An 18,091-nucleotide genomic window follows, 5' to 3' on the forward strand; every position below is an offset into this window, starting at 1 on the left:
TCACCATCATGGAAATCCGTCCCATCCTGTCCGCGCTCCTGCGCAACAAGACCGGCGCCATCCTGGTCGCCCTGCAGGTGGCGCTGAGCCTGGCGATCCTGGCCAACGCCCTGCACATCGTCAGCGAACGGCGCATCGTATCGAACCGCCCGAGCGGCGTGGCCGACGAGCACGCGGTGTTCTCGATCAGCGTGCGCAACCTGTCCGCCGGCGGCCCCGAGCAGATGCTGGCCACCCAGAAGCGCGAAGCCGAGGTGATTCGCGCCGTGCCGGGCGTGGTCTCGGCCGCCAACGTCAACCAGATCCCGCTGTCGAATTCGGGCTGGAACAACAGCGTCGCCGTCGACCGCAAGCAGGTCGACGAAACGGCGCCGTCCTCGTTCTACTTTTCCCCGGACTCGCTGGTGAAAACCTGGGGCCTGAAACTGGTCGAGGGGCGCGATTTCCTGCCGAACGAGTACATCGACATCGACGCCAACACCAACGTTTTTCCGCGCCACGTGATCGTCACCAAGGCGCTGGCCGAGAAGATGTGGCCAGGCGTGCCCGCGACCGGCAAGAACATGTACTTCGGGACCGGGGAAGATGCGATCGAGGTGCGCGTGGTCGGCGTGGTCGAACGCCTGCAAACGCAAAATGCGCAGGTCACCGAGCGCGGCGAGTACTCCAGCATCGCGCCGATGCGCCAATATGGAGACTACCCCGGCGCCACCTACACGGTGCGCGCCGAAGCGGGCCAGCGCGAGCGCGTCATCCGCGATGTCGAGGCAGCGCTGCGCAAGGCTTCGCCGACGCCCGTGATCCTCGAATCGACCACGCTCGACCAGATCCGCAAGGACCGCTACCGCGCCGACATGGCGCTGTCGTGGATGCTGGTCACCGTGAGCGTGCTGCTGCTGTTGATTACCGCCAGCGGCATCGTCGGCATGGCCAGCCTGTGGGTGCAGCAGCGCCGCAAACAGATCGGCGTGCGCCGCGCCCTCGGTGCGCGCAAGGCCGACATCCTGCGCTATTTCGTCACCGAGAACTTCATGATCACCAGCGCCGGCGTGGTGGGCGGGGTGCTGCTCGGGGTGGCGCTGAACCAGCTCCTGGTGAGCAAACTCGAGATGGCGCGCCTGCCGCTCGAATACCTGGTCGGCGGCGCCGTGGTCTTCTGGCTGCTCGGCGTGATCGCGGTCTACGGTCCGGCGGGCCGGGCGGCGAGTATTTCGCCGGCGCTGGCCACCCGCAGTGCCTGATGGCAACGGAGTGATGCTATCCTAGCAAGCATGCCTACTGTACTCATCATTGACGACAACGCCGCCGTCGGCCTCGCCCTCGACGTGCTGTTCTCCCTGCACGACATCGCGGCGCTGCATGCGGCGTCGCCCGGGGAGGGGCTCGCCGTGCTGGCGCGCGAGCCGGTCGACCTGGTCATCCAGGACATGAACTTCACGGCCGACACCACTTCGGGCGAGGAAGGCGTGGCCCTGTTCCGCCAGATCCGCGGGCTGTATCCGGATTTGCCCGTGATCCTGCTGACGGCCTGGACCCACCTGGACGCGGCGGTCGACCTGGTGAAAGCGGGCGCCGCCGACTACCTGCCGAAGCCCTGGAACGACGAGCGCCTGCTGGCGACCGTGACCAACCTGGTCGAACTCGGCCAGGCCAACCGCGCGCTGGCGCAGCGCGTGGGGCGTGAGCGGCGCGAACGGCGCGAGCTGGAACAGCACTACGATTTGCGCGGCCTGGTCTGGGCCGATCCGGCCACCGAGCGCGTGCTGCAACTGGCCTGCCAGGTCGCGCGCGCCGACGTGCCGGTGTTGATCACGGGGCCGAACGGCACCGGCAAGGAACGCATCGCCGAGATCATCCAGGCCAATTCGCAAGTGAGCAATGGCCCCTTCGTGGTGCTGAACTGCGGCGCCCTGCCCTCCGAACTGATCGAGGCCGAACTGTTCGGCGCCGACGCTGGCGCCTACACGGGCGCCTCGCGGGCGCGGGAAGGCAAGTTCGAAGCGGCCGACGGCGGCACCCTGTTTTTGGACGAGATCGGCAACCTGCCGCCCGCCGGCCAGATGAAACTGCTGCGCGTGCTGGAAACCGGCCGCTTCGAACGCCTCGGCTCGAACCGCGAGCGGCAGGTGAAAGTGCGGGTGATCAGCGCCACGAATGCGGATTTGCCGGCCATGATCCGCGCCGGCACCTTCCGCGAAGACCTGTTTTATCGGCTGAACGTGATCGAGCTGCGCCTGCCGGCCCTCGCTGCGCGCCCGGGCGACATCCTGCCTCTGGCGCAGGGTTTCCTCGCGCCCGGCAAGCAGTTCGACCGCAGTACCGAAACTGCCCTGCTGGCCCACGCCTGGCCCGGCAACGTGCGCGAGCTGAAAAACGTGATGGCGCGCGCCAACCTGCTCGCGCAAGGCAGCGTGATCCGCCCGCCTGACCTCGGCCTGCCCGCTGCCGTTTCGGCAGCGCCTCCCGCGCTCGAGGCCGAGCCGGACCGCGACACCATCGTCGCCGCGCTGGCCCGCGCCGGCGGCGTCGTCTCGCAAGCCGCTGCCGAACTCGGCCTCTCCCGCCAGGCTTTGTACCGCCGCATGGAGCGCTTGGGTATTGGCCGCTCGTAGGGTGGGCACTTGTGCCCACGCGGTCGTACCGATGCGCGCCGCACAATCGACATTGAAACGAAAAACGCGATGCGCCTCTCCCTCGTCACCCGCTTCTCCGCCCTGGTCGGCACCCTGCTCACCGTCGGCATCATCATCGCCCTCACGCTCGACCACCTGCTGCCCGGCCGTCCACTGTTGACCGCCGCGCTGTGCCTGGCCTGCGTGATCCCGATCGCCATCATCACCGTCCGCTCGCAGGTGGCCCCGATCCTGTCCCTGTTCCGCGCATTGGAGGGGACGGTCACCAGCTACCGCGACGGCGATTTCTCCTTCAGCCTGCACTGGCCGCAAAACGACGAACTGGCGGACCTGATCCGGGCCCACAACGACCTCGGCAACGTACTGCGCGAACAGCGGCGCGACCTGGTCCAGCGCGAACTGCTGCTCGACACGATGGTGCAGAACACCCCGGTGGCGATGCTGCTGGTGGCCGACGTGCCTCGCCACGCCGGCGCCGGCGCCGTCGTCTACGCCAACCTGGCCGCGCGCCAGCTTCTGGCCGACGGCCGCAAGCTCGAGGGACATGCACTCGACGAGCTGCTGGCGCACGCCTCCCCCGCGCTGGGAGAGGCGCTGGCGCGCGGCGGCGACGGCCTGTTCACCGCCGGCGAAGGAGAAGACGAACAGGTCTATCACCTGGCGCGCAGCAGTTTCAGTTTGAATGGGCGCAAGCACGAGCTGCTGCTGCTGCGCCACCTGACGGCCGAACTGCGGCGCCAGGAAGTGCAGACCTGGAAAAAGGTGATCCGCGTGATCAGCCACGAGTTGAACAATTCGCTCGCACCGCTCGCTTCGCTGGCGCATTCCGGCGCGGAGCTGGTGCGGCGCGGCCAGACCGAACGGCTGCCGCAAATCCTGGAAACCATCGGCGAACGCACGCGCCACCTCGAGAGTTTCATCCTCGGCTATGCGCGCTTCGCCAAGCTGCCGACGCCGCGCCTGGAGCGCTGCGACTGGCCCGCATTCACCGCCCGCCTCGCCTCGCAAATCCCCTTCCGCCTGGAGGGCGAACTGCCCTCCGAGCCGGCGCTGCTCGACCAGGCCCAACTCGAACAGGCCCTGCTCAACCTGCTCAAGAATGCCCATGAATCCGGCTCCGCCCCCGGGGACGTCGAACTGCAGGTGCGCCGCGCCCACGACCTGCTGCGCATCGAAGTGTTCGATCGCGGCAGCGGCATGAACGAAGCGGTGCTGACCAACGCCCTCGTCCCCTTCTACTCGACCAAGCGCAGCGGCACGGGCCTCGGCCTGGCGCTGGCGCGCGAGATCGCCGAGGCGCACGGCGGGCGCATCCTGCTGTCGAACCGCGACGGCGGCGGCCTGGCCGTGACGATGATCCTGCCGGCGCTCACCCCACACTGAAGGAACAATATGCTCAGGATTATCGGCAAACCGACCTCGATCAACGTGCGCAAGGTCCTGTGGACCTGCGTCGAACTGGGCCTGGCCTTCGAGCGCGAGGACTGGAACGAAGAACATGCGGCATTGAATCCGAACCGGATGGTGCCGGTACTGGTCGACGGCGACTTCGTGCTGTGGGAGTCGAACGCGATCTGCCGCTACCTGTGCGCCCGCGAGGGAAGCGAGGCGCTGCTGCCCCTTGATGCGCGGGCGCGGGCCCGGGTCGAACAATGGATGGACTGGCAGGCGACTGAACTGAACAAGGCCTGGGTCTACGCCTTCATGGCGCTGGTGCGGGCCAGCCCGAAGCACGTCGACCCGGCGCAGATCGCCGCCAGCGTCGACAGCTGGAACCGCCATGTCGGCATCCTCGACGCGCGCCTTGCCGCCACCGGCGCCTGGGTCGCGGGCGAGCGCTTCACGCTGGCGGACGTCGTGATCGGCCTGTCCCTCAACCGCTGGTCGATGACGCCGATGGCGCGCCCGGATTATCCGCAGGTGGCGTCCTACCTGGCGCGCCTGTCGGAACGGCCGGGCTACCGTGCATGGTGCGCCAACGGCGTGCCGTAAAAGGCGCCCGGGCTCTGGTAAGATCGGCCCTCACCTGCGCCGCCGACCATGCCTGAACACTTCCCGTCTTTCGACCCACGTTTCGCCCAGCCCGGCCATCCACCGGCCACGATCACCGAATTCGAGGGCGTGCGCTCGCTGCACCTGGGCACCTCGTGGGAGCAAGGCGCGATGCGCCTGTCGCGCCCGGACGCGATCGAACTCGAATACGTGCAGATGATGATGGCCTGGCTGCTGTTCCAGGCGGCACCCAGGCACATCGTGCAGCTGGGTCTCGGCAGCGCCGCGCTCACCAAATTTTGCTACCGCCGCTTTCCCGAGGCGCGCGTGACGGCGATCGAGCTCAATCCGAACGTGATTGCGATTTGCCGCGCCTTGTTCGAGCTGCCGCCGAACGACGAGCGCCTGATTGTCCGCGAGATGAACGCGCTCGACTTCGTGCTCGACCGCCGACACCACGGCACGGTCGACGCGCTGCAGGTCGATTTATATGACGAACAAGCGCGCGGCCCGGTGCTCGATACGCCCGAGTTTTACCGGGGCTGTTTCGACTGCCTGACGCCGGGCGGCATCATGACCGCCAACGTGTTCGGGGAAGTCGGCAACTACGACAAGAACCTGGAAGCGATGCGGGACGTGTTCGACGCCGTCGTCTGGCTGCCCGAGGTGCACGATGCGAACATCGTCGTCATCGCCTTCAAAAGCGCGCCGCAGATCGATTTCTCGGTGTTGTACGAGCGCGCCGGCGAGATCAGGCGCCGGCTGAACCTGCCGGCGAAGAAGTGGGTCGAAGGCTTGAAGGAGTGGATGCGGGACCAGCAACAGGCTTGAAGAACCGGCCGCCGTTCACAGCCGCGCCAGGGTTGCCATGGCCAGCGGAACGACCAGCATGACCAGGACGAGCGTTCGGATCACGCGGGCAGCGCGCACCTGGGTTTCCGCGTTGTGTTTTTCGACAACGGCCGACCACACGGCGCTGGCGCCGCTGATGATCAGGGCAAAGACGTAGGCGAAAATCACTTTGCCGATCACCAGGAAGGCACCGCCTATCTGGCTTTGCTGATGGTAGTCAGTGCTTGCAAGGGTGGAAAACAGCCAGCAGCCGCCGACGAGCAGTGGAAGCAGTCCCAACACCATGAGAGCGTTGGCGACGTGGAGTTTGTGTTGTGGTTTCATGGCTGGGAAGTCTACAGTTTGTTTCGCCGCAGAAATGCGCACATTGTCACTCCGGCGAACGCGCCCAGAGCAAGCCTGGCGCCGGGAATCAGCAGCAGGAGCCGCCCCAGCACGAAGCTCAATACGATGCCGGCCGCGCCGGCAATGACGAAGCGCAGGCTGTTTGGCAGCGCGGCATGCCCAGGCAGCAGTCCCAGGCCAACGACGACGGGCGAATGCACGCTATAGGCCGCATAGGCGCAGCCCGGCCATTTGTCCCGTGCCCCGGTCCGCGCGCCGTCCGAGCGGGAGCGGAAGCGCCACAGCATCCCCAGGATGATGCCCCAGGCGACGAACGGTTCCCAGAACGCGTACACGAGCGCGGGGAGCGTCCAGCCGCCCGAGGTGTCGAAGGGCAGGCCGCGCGCCGCACCGGCGGCGAGGCCATACACGAACAGCAGCGGCGCGCAGACCCAGGCGACGATGCGCCATGTGCGCGCGGTACGCGCATCGATGCGTTCGAGCCAGCGGCTGCGCGCTGTCGCGCAGCCGGCACCCACAGGCGCAGCAGGAAGGCCCCACGCCGGTCGCGATGGCCGCCGCCAGCAGGTGCGCCTGGCGCGGTACGAAGCCCGCACCGCTTGCGGCGCCCCGCGCAAGGACGCGCCAGAGCACATAGGCCAGGCTGAACAACAGGAGCGCCAGGGCGAACCACAGTGGACCGATATTGAAATAGCCGCCACGCACCAGGGCGCCCCAGTGTTCGAGGAAGGGCTCACCCCGTTCCACCCCGGCCAGGGCGATCGTCATCGGTCCCAGCACATAGCCATAGGCGAGGATCGGAATCCCAAGCCGGACGAGCCGGTCGCGCATGAACGGCAGCGGTCCCTTGCGGTCGTACGACGCAACGCTGAAATAACCGGCGAGCAGGAAGAAGAAGCCCATGAAGAAGGCCTGGTTGACCGACACGAAGACGGTCATGGCCACGCGCTCGCCCAGCTGTCCGGCCGGCTAGGTCAAATATCAGCCACCGGGCGCGCCGAACATGATGGCGCTGTGGTGCAGGATGACGACGCCTGTCAGCACCAGCCGGATCCGGTCGAGAAAACCCGTGCGCGGCGATACTGAAGAGTGCGCGTCCGCGCCGGTAGTCCTCGTCTTCGTATCGGTTGCCTGTGTCATCGGAATCTCAACTGTCAGCCTTCGACGTAGATCGTTTCAGTCGCCTGCTTTAACCCCGCATTCGGCAAAAATTGGTCCGAGATGGTCAGGATTGCATGCAGCTTGTTGTTGAGTGCATCCACCCGATGGCCCCGGGCGTGAGCGCTGTCCGCACACATCGCACGAATCGATGGCGCGCATCGTGGGCGATTGGTTATTACAATCTGACAACTATATCGTATCGTTAGCAGGACACATACCATCATCTCCACCAGCTGTTGTCGCCTCGACACATGTGCCCGGATGTTCCCGAATGCCTTGATATAGCGCAAGTCTGCAAGAGTTACCGCGAGCAAGACTCATCGTCACTGACACTCTTCAACGAGGACATTCGATGATGCACAAGACACTCCGGCCAACCCTGCTTGCTGCTGCGCTGCTGGCGGCCTTTCCTCAAGCACGGGCCCAGGCGCAAACGGGAGCGACCGACGAGGAAGCAGCGCAGCAGGTGGTCGTGATGGGTTCGCGCGGCGCCGCCCGCTCGGCACTCGACACTGCCGTGCCGGTCGGCCTGGTGAGCGCCAAAGACCTGGCCTCGACCGGCTCGCTCGAACTGGGCAAGGCCCTGCAGGAGCTCGACCCCTCGTTCAACTTCACCACCACCTTCATCAGCGACGGCACCGACATCATCCGGCCGGCCACCCTGCGCGGCCTCGGCCCGGACCAGGTGCTGGTGCTGGTGAACGGCAAACGGCGCCACCAGCAGGCGCTGGTCAACGTCCAGCAGACGATCGGGCGCGGCTCGGCCGGCACCGACATCAACGCCATCCCGATGTCGGCGATCCACCATATCGAAGTGCTGCGCGATGGCGCCGCCGCCCAGTACGGGTCGGATGCGATTGCCGGCGTGATCAACATCGTGCTCAAGGAAGGCATCGGTAAAGGCGGGGCCAGCCTGAGCGCCGGCACCACCTCCAAAGGCGACGGCGACACCTATGGCGCCAGCGCCTGGCGCGGCTTCGCGCTGGGCGAGGCCGGCGGCTTCCTGAACCTGTCCGTCGAGGCCCGCCACCGCGGCGAAACCAACCGCGCCGGCATCGATACCCTGCGCGTGGATCCGCCGCGCGTCACCCAGCGCATCGGCGACAGCAAGGCGCGCGACGCCTACCTGTGGACCAACGCGATGCTGCCGGTCGGGCATGGCGGCGAGCTGTACCTGTTCGGCGGCGCCTCTCGCCGCCAGGGCGACGCCGCCGGCTTCTTCCGTCCGCGCGACGATGCGCGCAACGTGCCGGCCGTGTATCCGGACGGCTTCCTGCCGAATATCCGCACCGAAGTGCGCGATGCCTCGATCGCCTTCGGCTACCGCGCCGATCTCGGCGGCGGTTGGAAATTCGATACCAGCTTCAACCACGGCCGCAGCGAACTGGTGTTCAACGAGCGCAATTCGATCAACGTCAGCTACTGGTACGAGCCGAAGTGCCCCTGCGCCATCATCGGCGAGTCGCCGCGCGAAGCCTATACCGGCACGCTCGGCTTCCAGCAGTCGACCTTCAATGTCGACGTCAAGGGGCAGGTCCTGTTCCTCGGCCAGCCGATCTTCGTCGCATCCGGCTTCGAATACCGGCGCGACAGCTACCGCATCGAGGCGGGCGAACCGGTCTCTTACCAGTACGGCCGCACCAATAATCCCGCGATCGTCATCCATGACCAGAACGGCGGGATCGCGCAGGCCGGCATCCAGGGCTTCCCGGGCTATATGCCGGCCACCCAGGTCTATGACGGCCGCCACAACACCGCCTTCTACATCGACGCCGAACACAAATGGAACGATCGGCTGACGCTGGGTTCGGCCCTGCGCCACGAGCACTATTCCGACTTCGGCAACACGACGACCGGCAAGCTGATCGCCCGTTTCGACGCGAGCCCCCGCTTTGGTATGCGCGCCAGCGCCTCGACCGGCTTCCGGGCGCCGTCGGTCCAGCAGAAGTTCTACAGCTCGGTATCGACGAATCTGAACACCGCCGGTGTGCTGACCGAAACCCTGACCGCGCGCGAAGGCAGCGCCGTCACCCGTGCTTTCGGCATTGCCCCGCTCAAGGATGAGACTTCGCGCAGCGCCAGCATTGGCATGGTGCTGCGTCCGGTCTCGAATTTTTCGGTGACGGCGGACCTGTACCGCACCGACATCGACGATCGCATCGTCTTCTCCAGCACGATTTCTCCGGAACTGGGCGCCTGCCCCACTGCGGCGGCCTGCCCGATCCGGGCCATCCTCGATCCGCTGCGCGTCGGCCAGGCGCAGTTCTTCACGAATGCGATCGATACCAAAACGCTCGGCCTGGACGTCGTCGCCGAGCACACGACGCGCAACCTGGCCTCGGGCACGCTGGTGCTGTCCGGACAGCTGGGCATCAACCGCACCAGCGTCAGGGCGCGCCGTTCGTCGTCACCGGTGCTCACCGGCACCCAGCTCTTCGACGACGCCCAGGTGACGCTGATCGAGCGCGGCCAGCCGCGCCAGCACCATGTCGTGGCGGCCGACTACACGCGCGGCGACTGGAACGCGAACCTGCGCGCGAATTACTACGGCCAGGTGCAGGGGCAGGGTTTTACCGCGCCCTTTGTCCAGACCTGGGGCGCGAAGTGGCTGGTCGACCTGGCGCTGCGTTATTCGTTCACGCGCAGCCTGCGCCTGACGGTCGGCGCCGACAACCTGCTCGACCGCTATCCGACGCGCTGGGACACGACGCGCGCCGCGCCCTTCCCGCAGATGGGCTTTACGCATTGCTGGGAGACCTGCCCGTTCGGGGTCAACGGGCGCGCGATGTATGCGCGGGCGGACTATGCGTTTTAAGCACACCGCCGGCGCGTTCGGCCGGCGATAAGCGACTGCGGACGTTCCCGCAACGTCCGCAGCCTCCCCTCCTTGCCCGACCCGGCCCGCGCGCCGGGTTTTTCTTGCCCGGCGCCTGGCAAGAAGCAGTCCCTGTCGCCGTCCTGCGCGTATCCCTTGTTCAGAAACGGACTATCGATACTATGTCCGTTCCCGCACTGAACGATTTCTTTCCCGGCCCTATGCTCGGGGTGTGACCGGAGCAGATTGCGAATCAATCGGGCCCGTGAGTCCGCCCCTCGCCCCTTACTGCAGCTGGACCGAACATGACTACGCCTACCTCCGCCACCACCGATGCCGCGCCTGACGAGGTCCCGCCGGAAACCAAAAAAAGACGCCGGCCCGCCGGCTTGTCGCTCGCCGCCTGGAAGCAGTTCGTCAATGTGGCCAAACCCTACTGGCTGGGGGAAGAACGGAAAAAGGCCTGGAGCCTGCTGCTGCTCCTGATCGTGCTGATGCTGGTCGAGACCAAGGCGGCCGTCATGCTGAACAACCAGGCCGGCGAGATGACCTCGGCGCTGGCGGCAAAGAGTGGCGACCGCTTCTGGAAATCGGTGCACGCCTGCCTGTTCGTGCTGGCCTTCGCGGTACCGATCTACGCCTTTTATTACTACATGCGCGACCAGTTCGCCAACCAGTGGCGGCGCTGGCTCACGGGCCGTTTCCTCGACGGCTACCTGAAGGGGCGCAAATACTACGAGCTGGGCTCCGACAGCGAGATCGACAACCCGGACCAGCGCATCAGCGAAGACATCAACACGTTTACTGGGCGGTCGATCAACTTCCTGCTGATCTTCCTGGGCTCGCTCATGCAGCTGGTGGCCTTCAGCGCCGTGCTGTGGTCAATTTCGCATGTGCTGGTGGGCGTGCTGGCGGTGTACGCGCTGACGGGCACCGTGGTCGCGCTCTACGTCTTCGGCAATCCGCTGATCCAGCTGAATTTCTGGCAGCTGCGGCGCGAGGCCGATTTCCGCTTCAGCCTGATGCGCCTGCGCGAAAACGCCGAATCGATCGCCTTCTACCGCGGCGAAGCACAGGAGCGCGCGCACATCGACAGCAAGTTCGACAAGGTGATCAACAATTTTGCAAAGCTGATCAAGAAGCAGCGTTCCCTCAACCTGTTCCAGCGCACCTTCAGCCAGCTCACCCTGGTGCTGCCGAGCGTGATCCTGGCCGACGGCGTCCTGTCGGGACAGCTGGAAGTGGGCCGCGCGATCCAGGCGGCGGGCGCCTTCACCGCCGTGCTGGGCGCCGTCGGCGTCATCGTCGACAACTTCGAGAGCCTGAGCCGCTTCGTGGCCGGCATCGACCGCCTGCAGGCCCTGTCGAAGCTCGTGCTGCCCGGCGCCGAGCCCGCGGTCGCCGCCGACGGCAAGCACCCGCGCATCGAGACGCGTCCAGGCGAGCACCTGGCGCTGGAATCGCTGACCCTGCATCCGCCGCAATCGGAACGGGTGCTCATCAAGGAGCTGAGCCTGGTCCTGAAACCGGGCGATGCGCTCCTCATCACCGGCGACAGCGGCTGCGGCAAAAGTTCGCTCTTGCGGGCGATCGCCGGTTTGTGGAACACGGGCAGCGGCGTGATTCATCATCCACCGCTGGAGGATTTCTTCTTCCTGCCCCAGCAGCCTTACCTGCAGTCCGGCACCCTGCGCAGCCAGCTCATCTACCCGAGCGCGCAGTCGAGCCTGGACGACGCGCAGCTGCTCGACATCCTGGAGCAGGTGCACCTGCCGCAGCTGGCCGAACGCGTGGGCGGCCTCGACGCCGTGCAGGACTGGGAAAAGCTGCTGTCGGTCGGCGAGCAGCAGCGCCTGGCGTTTGCCCGCGTGCTGGTGCACCAGCCGGGTATCGTCATCCTCGACGAAGCGACCAGCGCGCTCGACAGCGGCAACGAAGCATCGCTGTACGGCCGCCTGCGCGAGAACGGAACGACGCTCATCAGCATCGCCCACCGCGCCGCGGTACTGCGCCACCATACCCACGTGCTGCGCCTGATGGGCGACGGCGCCTGGGAGGTGCATGACGCGAGTACTTATGACTTCGATCGGCCGGTCGCCGTTCAGGCTCAGCGGAAATCGGATTCGGGATCGGACGCGGGATCGGACTCGGAATCGGACTCGGAATCGGATTCGGATTCGGCCAGCACGATGCAGTCGCGTCCCGCCTCCTTCGCCTGATACAGCGCCCTGTCGGCGCGGCTGATGGCGTCGGCGAACGGCTCGCCGGCGCGGCGCCTGGCCAGCCCGGCCGAGAAGCTGATACGCCGGCCCTCGAGGCCCGGCACCGCCATGGCGTGCACGCGTGCGGCCATCCGTTCCAGCACGGCGCGGGCAGCGTCCGGCGCGGCGTCCGGCAGCAGCAACAGGAATTCCTCGCCGCCCCAGCGCGCCAGCACATCGTTGGTGCGCAGCGCAGCGCGTGCGGTGGCCGAGAACAGGCGCAGGACGTTGTCGCCGGCCGCGTGGCCGTAGCGGTCGTTGACCTGCTTGAAGAAATCGATGTCGATCAGGGCGATGCAGGTAGCGGCGGCCGACGGGTGGCGGCGTTCTTCGGCATCGAGCACTTCGTTCATGTGGCGCCGGTTGATCAGCGAGGTCAGTTCGTCGACGGTCGCCAGCACCCGGATGGTATCGAGGGCGTCGGACAGTTCGCGCTTCTGGCGCTTGGTGCGCGAACGCAGTTTGCTCATCTCGCCACTGAGGAGCGCGGTCGACACGAGCGCGCCGGCCAGGTAGCCGAAGGTCAGTGCCTCGGTCACCGGAGGAAAACGCACAGGATCGTGCGCTTGCAGCCACCACATGGTCGTGCCCATGCCGGCAATGGCGGCAGCCGAGAGCATGAGCGTCTGGCGTGGGCGCAGCGCAAACATGCAGAACACGATGATCACGACCGCCATCGTCAGCATGGCAGCGCGCAGCGGTCCGGAAATGGCATAGGCCCAGACGGCGCAGACCAGCGAAAACGCGGCCTGCGCCACCGCCAGCTGGTCGGGCGCGAGCTTGAACAAGCCGTTTGCACGGATCAGGAAATAGAAGGCGAGTGCCCCGCAGGCGCCAAAGGCGACCAGGCCGTGCGCCGCGCCGGCCTCGCTCAGGCCTTGCTGGACCTGCACCATCAGCAGGCCGATGCAGACGACGTACAGTACCCAGGTCGCAGCCCAATACTGGAGCATGCGGCGCATGCCCGGATCGGTCCCGTACAGCAGGACAGCGAGACGACGCAACGCGTTCACGGCAGCGCCCTGCAGGCCATCGGTGCGGCTGGGATCCGGTAAGGCATTCGGCCAATCTTCAATAGTCTGGTGGGTCGTCGTGTCGGTAAGCGGCCGCGCCTGCGGGGCTGTGGATGCTGATCGGGTAGCGCAAGCGGGCGTTCAGACTTTACCGAACACATTAGGGAAAGTCGAGATATTTACTTTAAGGAACGAAGTCGCCGGACACGGTTGTTGCCACTCGACAACGACGAGCGCAGGGGCCAGTTGCGCGGCTTTTTCCGCGCCAATCCCGGCGCGCCGTGCGAACGCGTGGTCCAGCCCGGATTCGCTTGACGCGCCCGGTTGCTTGTTCGACCATGGGCGCGGCGGCGATGGCACCGGCCGGCCGACAACCACAACGGAGACTCCGACGTATGAAAAGACTGATCCTGGCCGCCCTGCTGGCCACAGGCGCTGCCGGCGCCGCCAGTGCAAACCCTGCCGACGACGCCCTGAAGGCCGCCATCGCCGGCGCGCACCGCGCGGAGAGCGCGAAGCGCGACGTGTACCGCCATCCGTACGAGACATTGCGCTTCTTCGGCATCACGCCGACCATGACGGTAGTGGAACTGGTGCCGGGCGGCGGCTGGTACACCGAGATCCTGGCGCCCTACCTGCGCGACCAGGGCAAGTACATCGGCGCCGGCCAGGCGATCGAACCGGGCAAGCGCGGCGGCCTGGCCTTCCGCGCCAGGCTCGATGCGAATCCCGCCCTGTACGGCAAGGCGGTGACCGCCGTGTTCGAGCCGCCGAGCCGCATCGACATCGCGCCGGCGGGCAGCGTCGACATGGTCCTCACCTTCCGCAACCTGCACAACTGGGTCGGCGACGGCGACGAGGCGGTGAAAACGACATTCAGGGAAATCTACAAGGTGCTGAAACCGGGCGGCGTACTGGGGCTCGTCGACCACCGCTTACCTGGCGCGATGAAGCAGGACGAGAAAGCCTCGAGCGGCTATGTGCACGAGGCCTATGTCATCAGGATGGCCGAGGGCGCCGGTTTCAAACTGGCCGGCAAGTCGGAAGTAAACGCCAATCCGAAGGACAAGGCCGATCACGAACAAGGCGTGTGGACGCTGCCGCCGGCGCTGGCGAACAAGGACAAGGATCGCGAGAAGTACGTGGCGATCGGCGAGAGCGACCGGATGACGCTGAAGTTCGTGAAACCGTAATCTCGGGCATAGACGTAGAGTGGGCGCCCCGTGCCCACGCGGACGCGTGACCAGGGTTGGCCCGGTTCATGTCGGTTACGCGACCTTATGTCGCCGGCGATATCTCTTCGCGTCGCGCCGCCGATGACACGACGTTTCGCGTGGGCACGGGGCGCCCACCCTACGGGCAAACAAAAAAAACAGGGGCCAACGGCCCCTGTTTCTTTTACAGCTTCGCCTTCGGCGCCTTCACCGGGGTGAACAGCAAATCGTGAAAATCGTAGCTGAAGTCGGTCTCGGTGGACACCGCCTTCATCTTCACATGCTCGATGCTGCCGTCGTAGTCGAGCGCGAAGGTGACATAGGAATCGGCGTTGAAGTTGCGCTCCTTCCAGCGCACGATGAAGGTGTCGTGCTGGTAGTGCTCCATTTCGCCCGTCAAATCAGGCGTGCGCGCGAACGACATGACCAGCTTCTTGCCGACGCGCTTGATGGTCATCGGGCCGTACCACGGGTCGCTGTACTGGCCTTCATAGGCGTCGAGGTCCAGCGAGGGCTTCGAGGCGGCGACACGCGCGGTCGAGGTCTTCTTCAGGCGCGCCAGTTCGTCCGCGTGCTTCTTGTCTTCGTCGTCGGCGATCAGCTTGATCCAGTCGGTCGGCGCGCTGCCCGTCATGTACTGGTCGAGCAGGCGGTATTGCAGCGCGTTGAGGGCGCCGCCGCTTTCGGCGTTGGTGAGGATGGCGATGCCCAGTTTCGACTCCGGCACCAGCAGCACCTTCGAATAGAAGCCCTGCAGCGCGCCGCCGTGATTCGCCACCAGCTGGCCCTTGTAGTCGCGCAGCTGGAAGCCCAGGCCGTAGGCCAGGAAGTTCGGCTTCACCGCCGCCAGCGGACCTTTCGGCATGCCGACCTTGATCGGCGTCTGCGCGGTCCACATTTCGCGCGACTGCGCTTCGCTGAACAGGCGCAGCTCCTTGCCGTCAGGCCCCCTGGCGCCTTCGATGCGGCCGCCGTCGAGCAGCACCTTCATCCACTTCGCGATGTCTTCGGCATTCGTGTTGATGCCCACCGCGCCGACCGCGTTATTCACCGGCATCGACTTCACGGCGGCGATCTTGTCGTTGATCTTGCTGTGCGCGTTCGAGGTGTTCGGGTTGCCGGCATTCTCGGCGAGACTGGTGGTCGTGGTGTTCATGCCGATTGGTTTCAGGATGCGCTCGCGCACCGTGTCGCCCCAGGACTTGCCCGATTTCTGGGCGATGATCTTGCCGGCCACGATATACAGCAGGTTGTCGTAGGCGTAGGCGCTGCGGAAGCTCGTCGCCGGTTTTACATAGCGCAGGCGCTCGATGATTTCGTCGGTACTGAAATTCGTCGTCGGCCACCACAGCAGGTCGCCGGCGCCGAGCCCCAGGCCGCTGCGGTGGGTCAGCAGGTCGCGCACGGTCATCTCGCGCGTGACATACGGGTCGTACATCTGGAAGTCCGGCAGGTGTTTTACGACCGGATCGTCCCATTTCAGTTTGCCTTCGTCGACCAGCATCGCCAGCGCGGAGGCCGTGAACGCTTTCGAGTTCGAGGCGATCTCGAACAGGGTCTGGCCGTCGACCTTCGCCGGCTCGCCGAGCTTGCGGACGCCGAAGCCCTGGGCGGCGATCACTTTGCCGTCCTTGACGACGGCGATCGCGATGCCCGGCACGTCGAACGCTTTCATGACGCGCGTGACGTCCTGTTCGAGGTTGTAGGCGGGGACGGCTACCTGCATGCTGGCAGCTGCGCGGGCAGGTGCGGCGGCGGTCTGCGCGTGGGCGCCCACGGCGGAAAACGCGATCAGGATCGCGGCTGCAATGCGGTTCATGTGGTGCACTCTTCGGTTCCTTTGCTTGTCGAGCCGTCTCCCGGCCCTTGGGTTCACACGCTTATCTGGCGTTCATCGCTTTGTCGACGCCGATTTGCGTCTCGGGGTGGTAGCGCTCGCGCGCCGCCTTGTACACGTTCTCTGCCCAGGCGCGGTCCTCGTCCCGGGCGCGCAGCGCCACGTACAGCGGCACCACGAACTTCTTGCGGCCCACGCTCATGAGGAAGGCCTGCATCTGCGGACGCACCTCGCGGTAGCCGGCATGGGCCGCGGCGCGGTAGAAGCGGAAGGCGACTTCGTTGTTGCCGGTCTTCGCCAGCCCAAAAGCGGCGTCGAGTTCGCGCAAACGCGCGGCATCGGCCTTGTTGTCGATGTCGTTCAAGAACTTCATCCACTCGAGGGCAGTCCAATTCTTCGTATCGAGTTGCGCCGTCGGCGTGTCTCCCTTCAGCCAGCTGGCGGTGGTCGCGTCCAGGGCATCGAGGCGGCTTGAGGCCGCATGCTGCGCGCTGGCCGGGATGCCGGGACCGTACAGCCACTCGTCGAGCTCCGCCTCGCTCATCACCTGCGGATGTTTGGCCAGCAGTTCCGTGCGCAGGTAGCGCACGAACTGGGCGGTCGTCACGCTCTGGAAGGCGTGGCCGTCGAACCAGCCGCGCAGGAAGGGATCGAACACGGCGCGCCCTGCCCGCTCTTCGAGCGTGCGCAGCAGCCAGGCGCCCTTCGGATAGGCCAGGCCTTCGTCGGTATAGTTGGCGGACGTGGTGTCCGGTCCGCGCGCGAGCAGCGCCTGTTTATCCGCCGGGATCTCCTTCAGCGACTCGATCGCCTCTTCCTGCTCGAGCTGCAGGTTCATGGTCGCGACCTCCTCGCCGTACAGCTTCTCGAGGATGCGCGTCGTCACATAGGTCGTAAAACCTTCGTTCAGCCACCAGTGCTTCCACGAGGCGTTGGTGACCAGGTTGCCCGACCAGCTGTGCGCCAGTTCGTGCGCGATCAGGTCGACCAGGCTGCGGTCGCCCGCGATCATGGTCGGCGTCAGGAAGGTCAGGCGCGGGTTCTCCATGCCGCCGATCGGGAACGAAGGCGGCAGCACCAGCATGTCGTAGCGCCCCCAGCGATACGGGCCATAGAGGGACTCGGCGGCGGCGACCATTTTTTCGGTGTCGGCCAGTTCGTATGCGGCAGCGTCGATGCGTTTCGGCTCGGCGTAGACGCCGGTGCGTCCGCCGAGCGTGCGCGCTTCGAGTTCGCCGATGCCGATCGCGAGCAAATACGAGGGAATCGGCTGCGGCATGTTGAACTTCCAGCCGCCCTTGCCCGTGGCCTTCGGATCGTTATCGGCGCTCATCACCACGCGCAGGCCTGCCGGGGCCTCGATACGGGCGGTATACGTAAAACGCACAGAGGGCGTGTCCTGCACCGGCGCCCAGGAGCGTGCGTTGATCGTTTCCGACTGGCTGAACATGAAGGGACGCTTGCCGGACAGGGTCTGCGCGGGCGTGAGCCACTGCAGGGCGCTGGCGGTGGGCGCGGTGTGGTAATAGATGCGCACCTTCGGCGCCTGCGTCGGCAGCGCGATGTGCAGGGCCTGGCCCTTCTCGGGGTCGAACTTGTCGAGCGTGTATGTGGCCGGAGCCCAGCGTCCGCGCGCATCCTGTGCTTCGATCTTCGAGATCGTCAGCTCGCGCGTGTCGAGGTCGAGGCGGCGCGCGGCCTTGTCAAACCAGTCGAGCGTGAGTTCGGCGTGGCCGGCCAGCGTCTTCTTCGCGAAGTCGGCTTTTAAATCGAGGTGCAGCGCGCGCGTCTTGACCTGGTCATAGTTGGCGTAGCTGAGCGGATCGAGCGCGTGGTCGAGCGCATGCGCAGCGGCGCCGTACAGGCCGAGGAGGGCGCAGGCGGTGGCGCGCAGGAGGGAAGGTGTGTGCATGCGTGTGATGAATGGCTGAGCGGAGGGCGCGAGAAGAATAGCACTTAACCGTTGGA

15 protein-coding genes are annotated in these 18,091 nt (G+C 66.0%); 8 read left to right on the forward strand and 7 right to left on the reverse strand.

The window, feature by feature from the left end; all coding sequences use genetic code 11:
- Positions 1–8 precede the first annotated feature (8 nt).
- The 5 genes from AC1MEM_RS01855 (at position 9) to AC1MEM_RS01875 (ending at position 5,456) form a co-directional block, all read left to right on the forward strand.
- A complete protein-coding gene (locus AC1MEM_RS01855; RefSeq protein WP_499474974.1) occupies positions 9–1,241 on the forward strand; it encodes an ABC transporter permease in 1,233 nt (410 codons plus the stop codon).
- 30 nt (positions 1,242–1,271) lie between these two features.
- Positions 1,272–2,612 carry a sigma-54-dependent transcriptional regulator gene (locus tag AC1MEM_RS01860; RefSeq protein WP_499474975.1) on the forward strand — a complete coding sequence of 447 codons (1,341 nt, stop codon included), beginning with the start codon at positions 1,272–1,274 and terminating at the stop codon, positions 2,610–2,612.
- Positions 2,613–2,681: 69 nt separating this feature from the next.
- Complete coding sequence (locus AC1MEM_RS01865) at positions 2,682–4,016, forward strand: sensor histidine kinase (protein ID WP_499474976.1); 1,335 nt, start codon at positions 2,682–2,684, stop codon at positions 4,014–4,016.
- Positions 4,017–4,025: 9 nt separating this feature from the next.
- On the forward strand, positions 4,026–4,625 hold the full coding sequence (locus tag AC1MEM_RS01870; RefSeq protein ID WP_499474977.1) for a glutathione S-transferase family protein: 600 nt from the start codon (positions 4,026–4,028) through the stop codon (positions 4,623–4,625).
- Positions 4,626–4,673: 48 nt separating this feature from the next.
- Positions 4,674–5,456 (forward strand): spermine/spermidine synthase domain-containing protein, encoded by a 783-nt coding sequence (locus AC1MEM_RS01875; RefSeq protein ID WP_499474978.1) that lies wholly within the window; start codon positions 4,674–4,676, stop codon positions 5,454–5,456.
- Positions 5,457–5,471: 15 nt separating this feature from the next.
- On the opposite strand, the gene AC1MEM_RS01880 is transcribed toward AC1MEM_RS01875, so the two are convergent.
- From AC1MEM_RS01880 to AC1MEM_RS01895, 4 genes are read right to left on the reverse strand one after another with little or no spacing between them, the layout of a single operon-like run.
- Complete coding sequence (locus tag AC1MEM_RS01880; protein WP_499474979.1) at positions 5,472–5,801, reverse strand: hypothetical protein; 330 nt, start codon at positions 5,799–5,801, stop codon at positions 5,472–5,474.
- 11 nt (positions 5,802–5,812) lie between these two features.
- Positions 5,813–6,022 carry a hypothetical protein gene (locus tag AC1MEM_RS01885; protein WP_499474980.1) on the reverse strand — a complete coding sequence of 70 codons (210 nt, stop codon included), beginning with the start codon at positions 6,020–6,022 and terminating at the stop codon, positions 5,813–5,815.
- A 1-nt stretch (position 6,023) separates the two neighbouring features.
- Entirely contained in the window at positions 6,024–6,761 is a 738-nt protein-coding gene (locus AC1MEM_RS01890) for an acyltransferase family protein (RefSeq protein WP_499474981.1), read from the reverse strand.
- Positions 6,762–6,803: 42 nt separating this feature from the next.
- A complete protein-coding gene (locus tag AC1MEM_RS01895) occupies positions 6,804–6,962 on the reverse strand; it encodes a hypothetical protein (protein WP_499474982.1) in 159 nt (52 codons plus the stop codon).
- 373 nt (positions 6,963–7,335) lie between these two features.
- On the opposite strand from AC1MEM_RS01895, the gene AC1MEM_RS01900 reads away from it, so the two are divergent.
- Together AC1MEM_RS01900 and AC1MEM_RS01905 are read left to right on the forward strand one after the other, a co-directional pair.
- The gene (locus AC1MEM_RS01900) at positions 7,336–9,798 is read left to right on the forward strand and encodes a TonB-dependent receptor plug domain-containing protein (protein ID WP_499474983.1); all 2,463 of its coding nucleotides are present in this window, start codon (positions 7,336–7,338) and stop codon (positions 9,796–9,798) included.
- A 305-nt stretch (positions 9,799–10,103) separates the two neighbouring features.
- Positions 10,104–12,017: an ABC transporter ATP-binding protein/permease gene (locus AC1MEM_RS01905; RefSeq protein ID WP_499474985.1), complete on the forward strand. Its 1,914-nt coding sequence runs from the start codon at positions 10,104–10,106 to the stop codon at positions 12,015–12,017.
- Here the strand turns inward: AC1MEM_RS01905 and AC1MEM_RS01910 are convergent.
- Positions 11,906–13,072: a GGDEF domain-containing protein gene (locus tag AC1MEM_RS01910; RefSeq protein ID WP_499474986.1), complete on the reverse strand. Its 1,167-nt coding sequence runs from the start codon at positions 13,070–13,072 to the stop codon at positions 11,906–11,908. The genes AC1MEM_RS01905 and AC1MEM_RS01910 overlap by 112 nt on opposite strands.
- A gap of 395 nt (positions 13,073–13,467) precedes the next feature.
- Between AC1MEM_RS01910 and AC1MEM_RS01915 the strand changes: the two genes are divergently transcribed.
- Positions 13,468–14,265 (forward strand): class I SAM-dependent methyltransferase, encoded by a 798-nt coding sequence (locus tag AC1MEM_RS01915; RefSeq protein WP_499474987.1) that lies wholly within the window; start codon positions 13,468–13,470, stop codon positions 14,263–14,265.
- Between the two features lie 205 nt (positions 14,266–14,470).
- Here AC1MEM_RS01915 and AC1MEM_RS01920 read toward each other — a convergent pair whose 3' ends face one another.
- Both AC1MEM_RS01920 and AC1MEM_RS01925 read right to left on the reverse strand, forming a co-directional pair.
- The gene (locus tag AC1MEM_RS01920; protein WP_499474988.1) at positions 14,471–16,105 is read right to left on the reverse strand and encodes a serine hydrolase; all 1,635 of its coding nucleotides are present in this window, start codon (positions 16,103–16,105) and stop codon (positions 14,471–14,473) included.
- A gap of 61 nt (positions 16,106–16,166) precedes the next feature.
- Entirely contained in the window at positions 16,167–18,035 is a 1,869-nt protein-coding gene (locus AC1MEM_RS01925) for a M1 family metallopeptidase (RefSeq protein ID WP_499474989.1), read from the reverse strand.
- Between the last annotated feature and the right edge of the window lie 56 nt (positions 18,036–18,091).

It is taken from the genome of Telluria sp. AIW5 (assembly GCF_056680575.1).

Excerpts from the sequence above, each read along its gene's own strand:
- AC1MEM_RS01855 (WP_499474974.1), top strand. The coding sequence starts at position 9 with ATGGAAATCCGTCCCATCCTGTCCGCGCTCCTGCGCAACAAGACCGGC.
- AC1MEM_RS01860 (WP_499474975.1), top strand. The coding sequence starts at position 1,272 with ATGCCTACTGTACTCATCATTGACGACAACGCCGCCGTCGGCCTCGCC.
- AC1MEM_RS01865 (WP_499474976.1), top strand. The coding sequence starts at position 2,682 with ATGCGCCTCTCCCTCGTCACCCGCTTCTCCGCCCTGGTCGGCACCCTG.
- AC1MEM_RS01870 (WP_499474977.1), top strand. The coding sequence starts at position 4,026 with ATGCTCAGGATTATCGGCAAACCGACCTCGATCAACGTGCGCAAGGTC.
- AC1MEM_RS01875 (WP_499474978.1), top strand. The coding sequence starts at position 4,674 with ATGCCTGAACACTTCCCGTCTTTCGACCCACGTTTCGCCCAGCCCGGC.
- AC1MEM_RS01880 (WP_499474979.1), bottom strand. The coding sequence starts at position 5,801 with ATGAAACCACAACACAAACTCCACGTCGCCAACGCTCTCATGGTGTTG.
- AC1MEM_RS01890 (WP_499474981.1), bottom strand. The coding sequence starts at position 6,761 with ATGACCGTCTTCGTGTCGGTCAACCAGGCCTTCTTCATGGGCTTCTTC.
- AC1MEM_RS01895 (WP_499474982.1), bottom strand. The coding sequence starts at position 6,962 with ATGACACAGGCAACCGATACGAAGACGAGGACTACCGGCGCGGACGCG.
- AC1MEM_RS01900 (WP_499474983.1), top strand. The coding sequence starts at position 7,336 with ATGATGCACAAGACACTCCGGCCAACCCTGCTTGCTGCTGCGCTGCTG.
- AC1MEM_RS01905 (WP_499474985.1), top strand. The coding sequence starts at position 10,104 with ATGACTACGCCTACCTCCGCCACCACCGATGCCGCGCCTGACGAGGTC.
- AC1MEM_RS01915 (WP_499474987.1), top strand. The coding sequence starts at position 13,468 with ATGAAAAGACTGATCCTGGCCGCCCTGCTGGCCACAGGCGCTGCCGGC.
- AC1MEM_RS01920 (WP_499474988.1), bottom strand. The coding sequence starts at position 16,105 with ATGAACCGCATTGCAGCCGCGATCCTGATCGCGTTTTCCGCCGTGGGC.
- AC1MEM_RS01925 (WP_499474989.1), bottom strand. The coding sequence starts at position 18,035 with ATGCACACACCTTCCCTCCTGCGCGCCACCGCCTGCGCCCTCCTCGGC.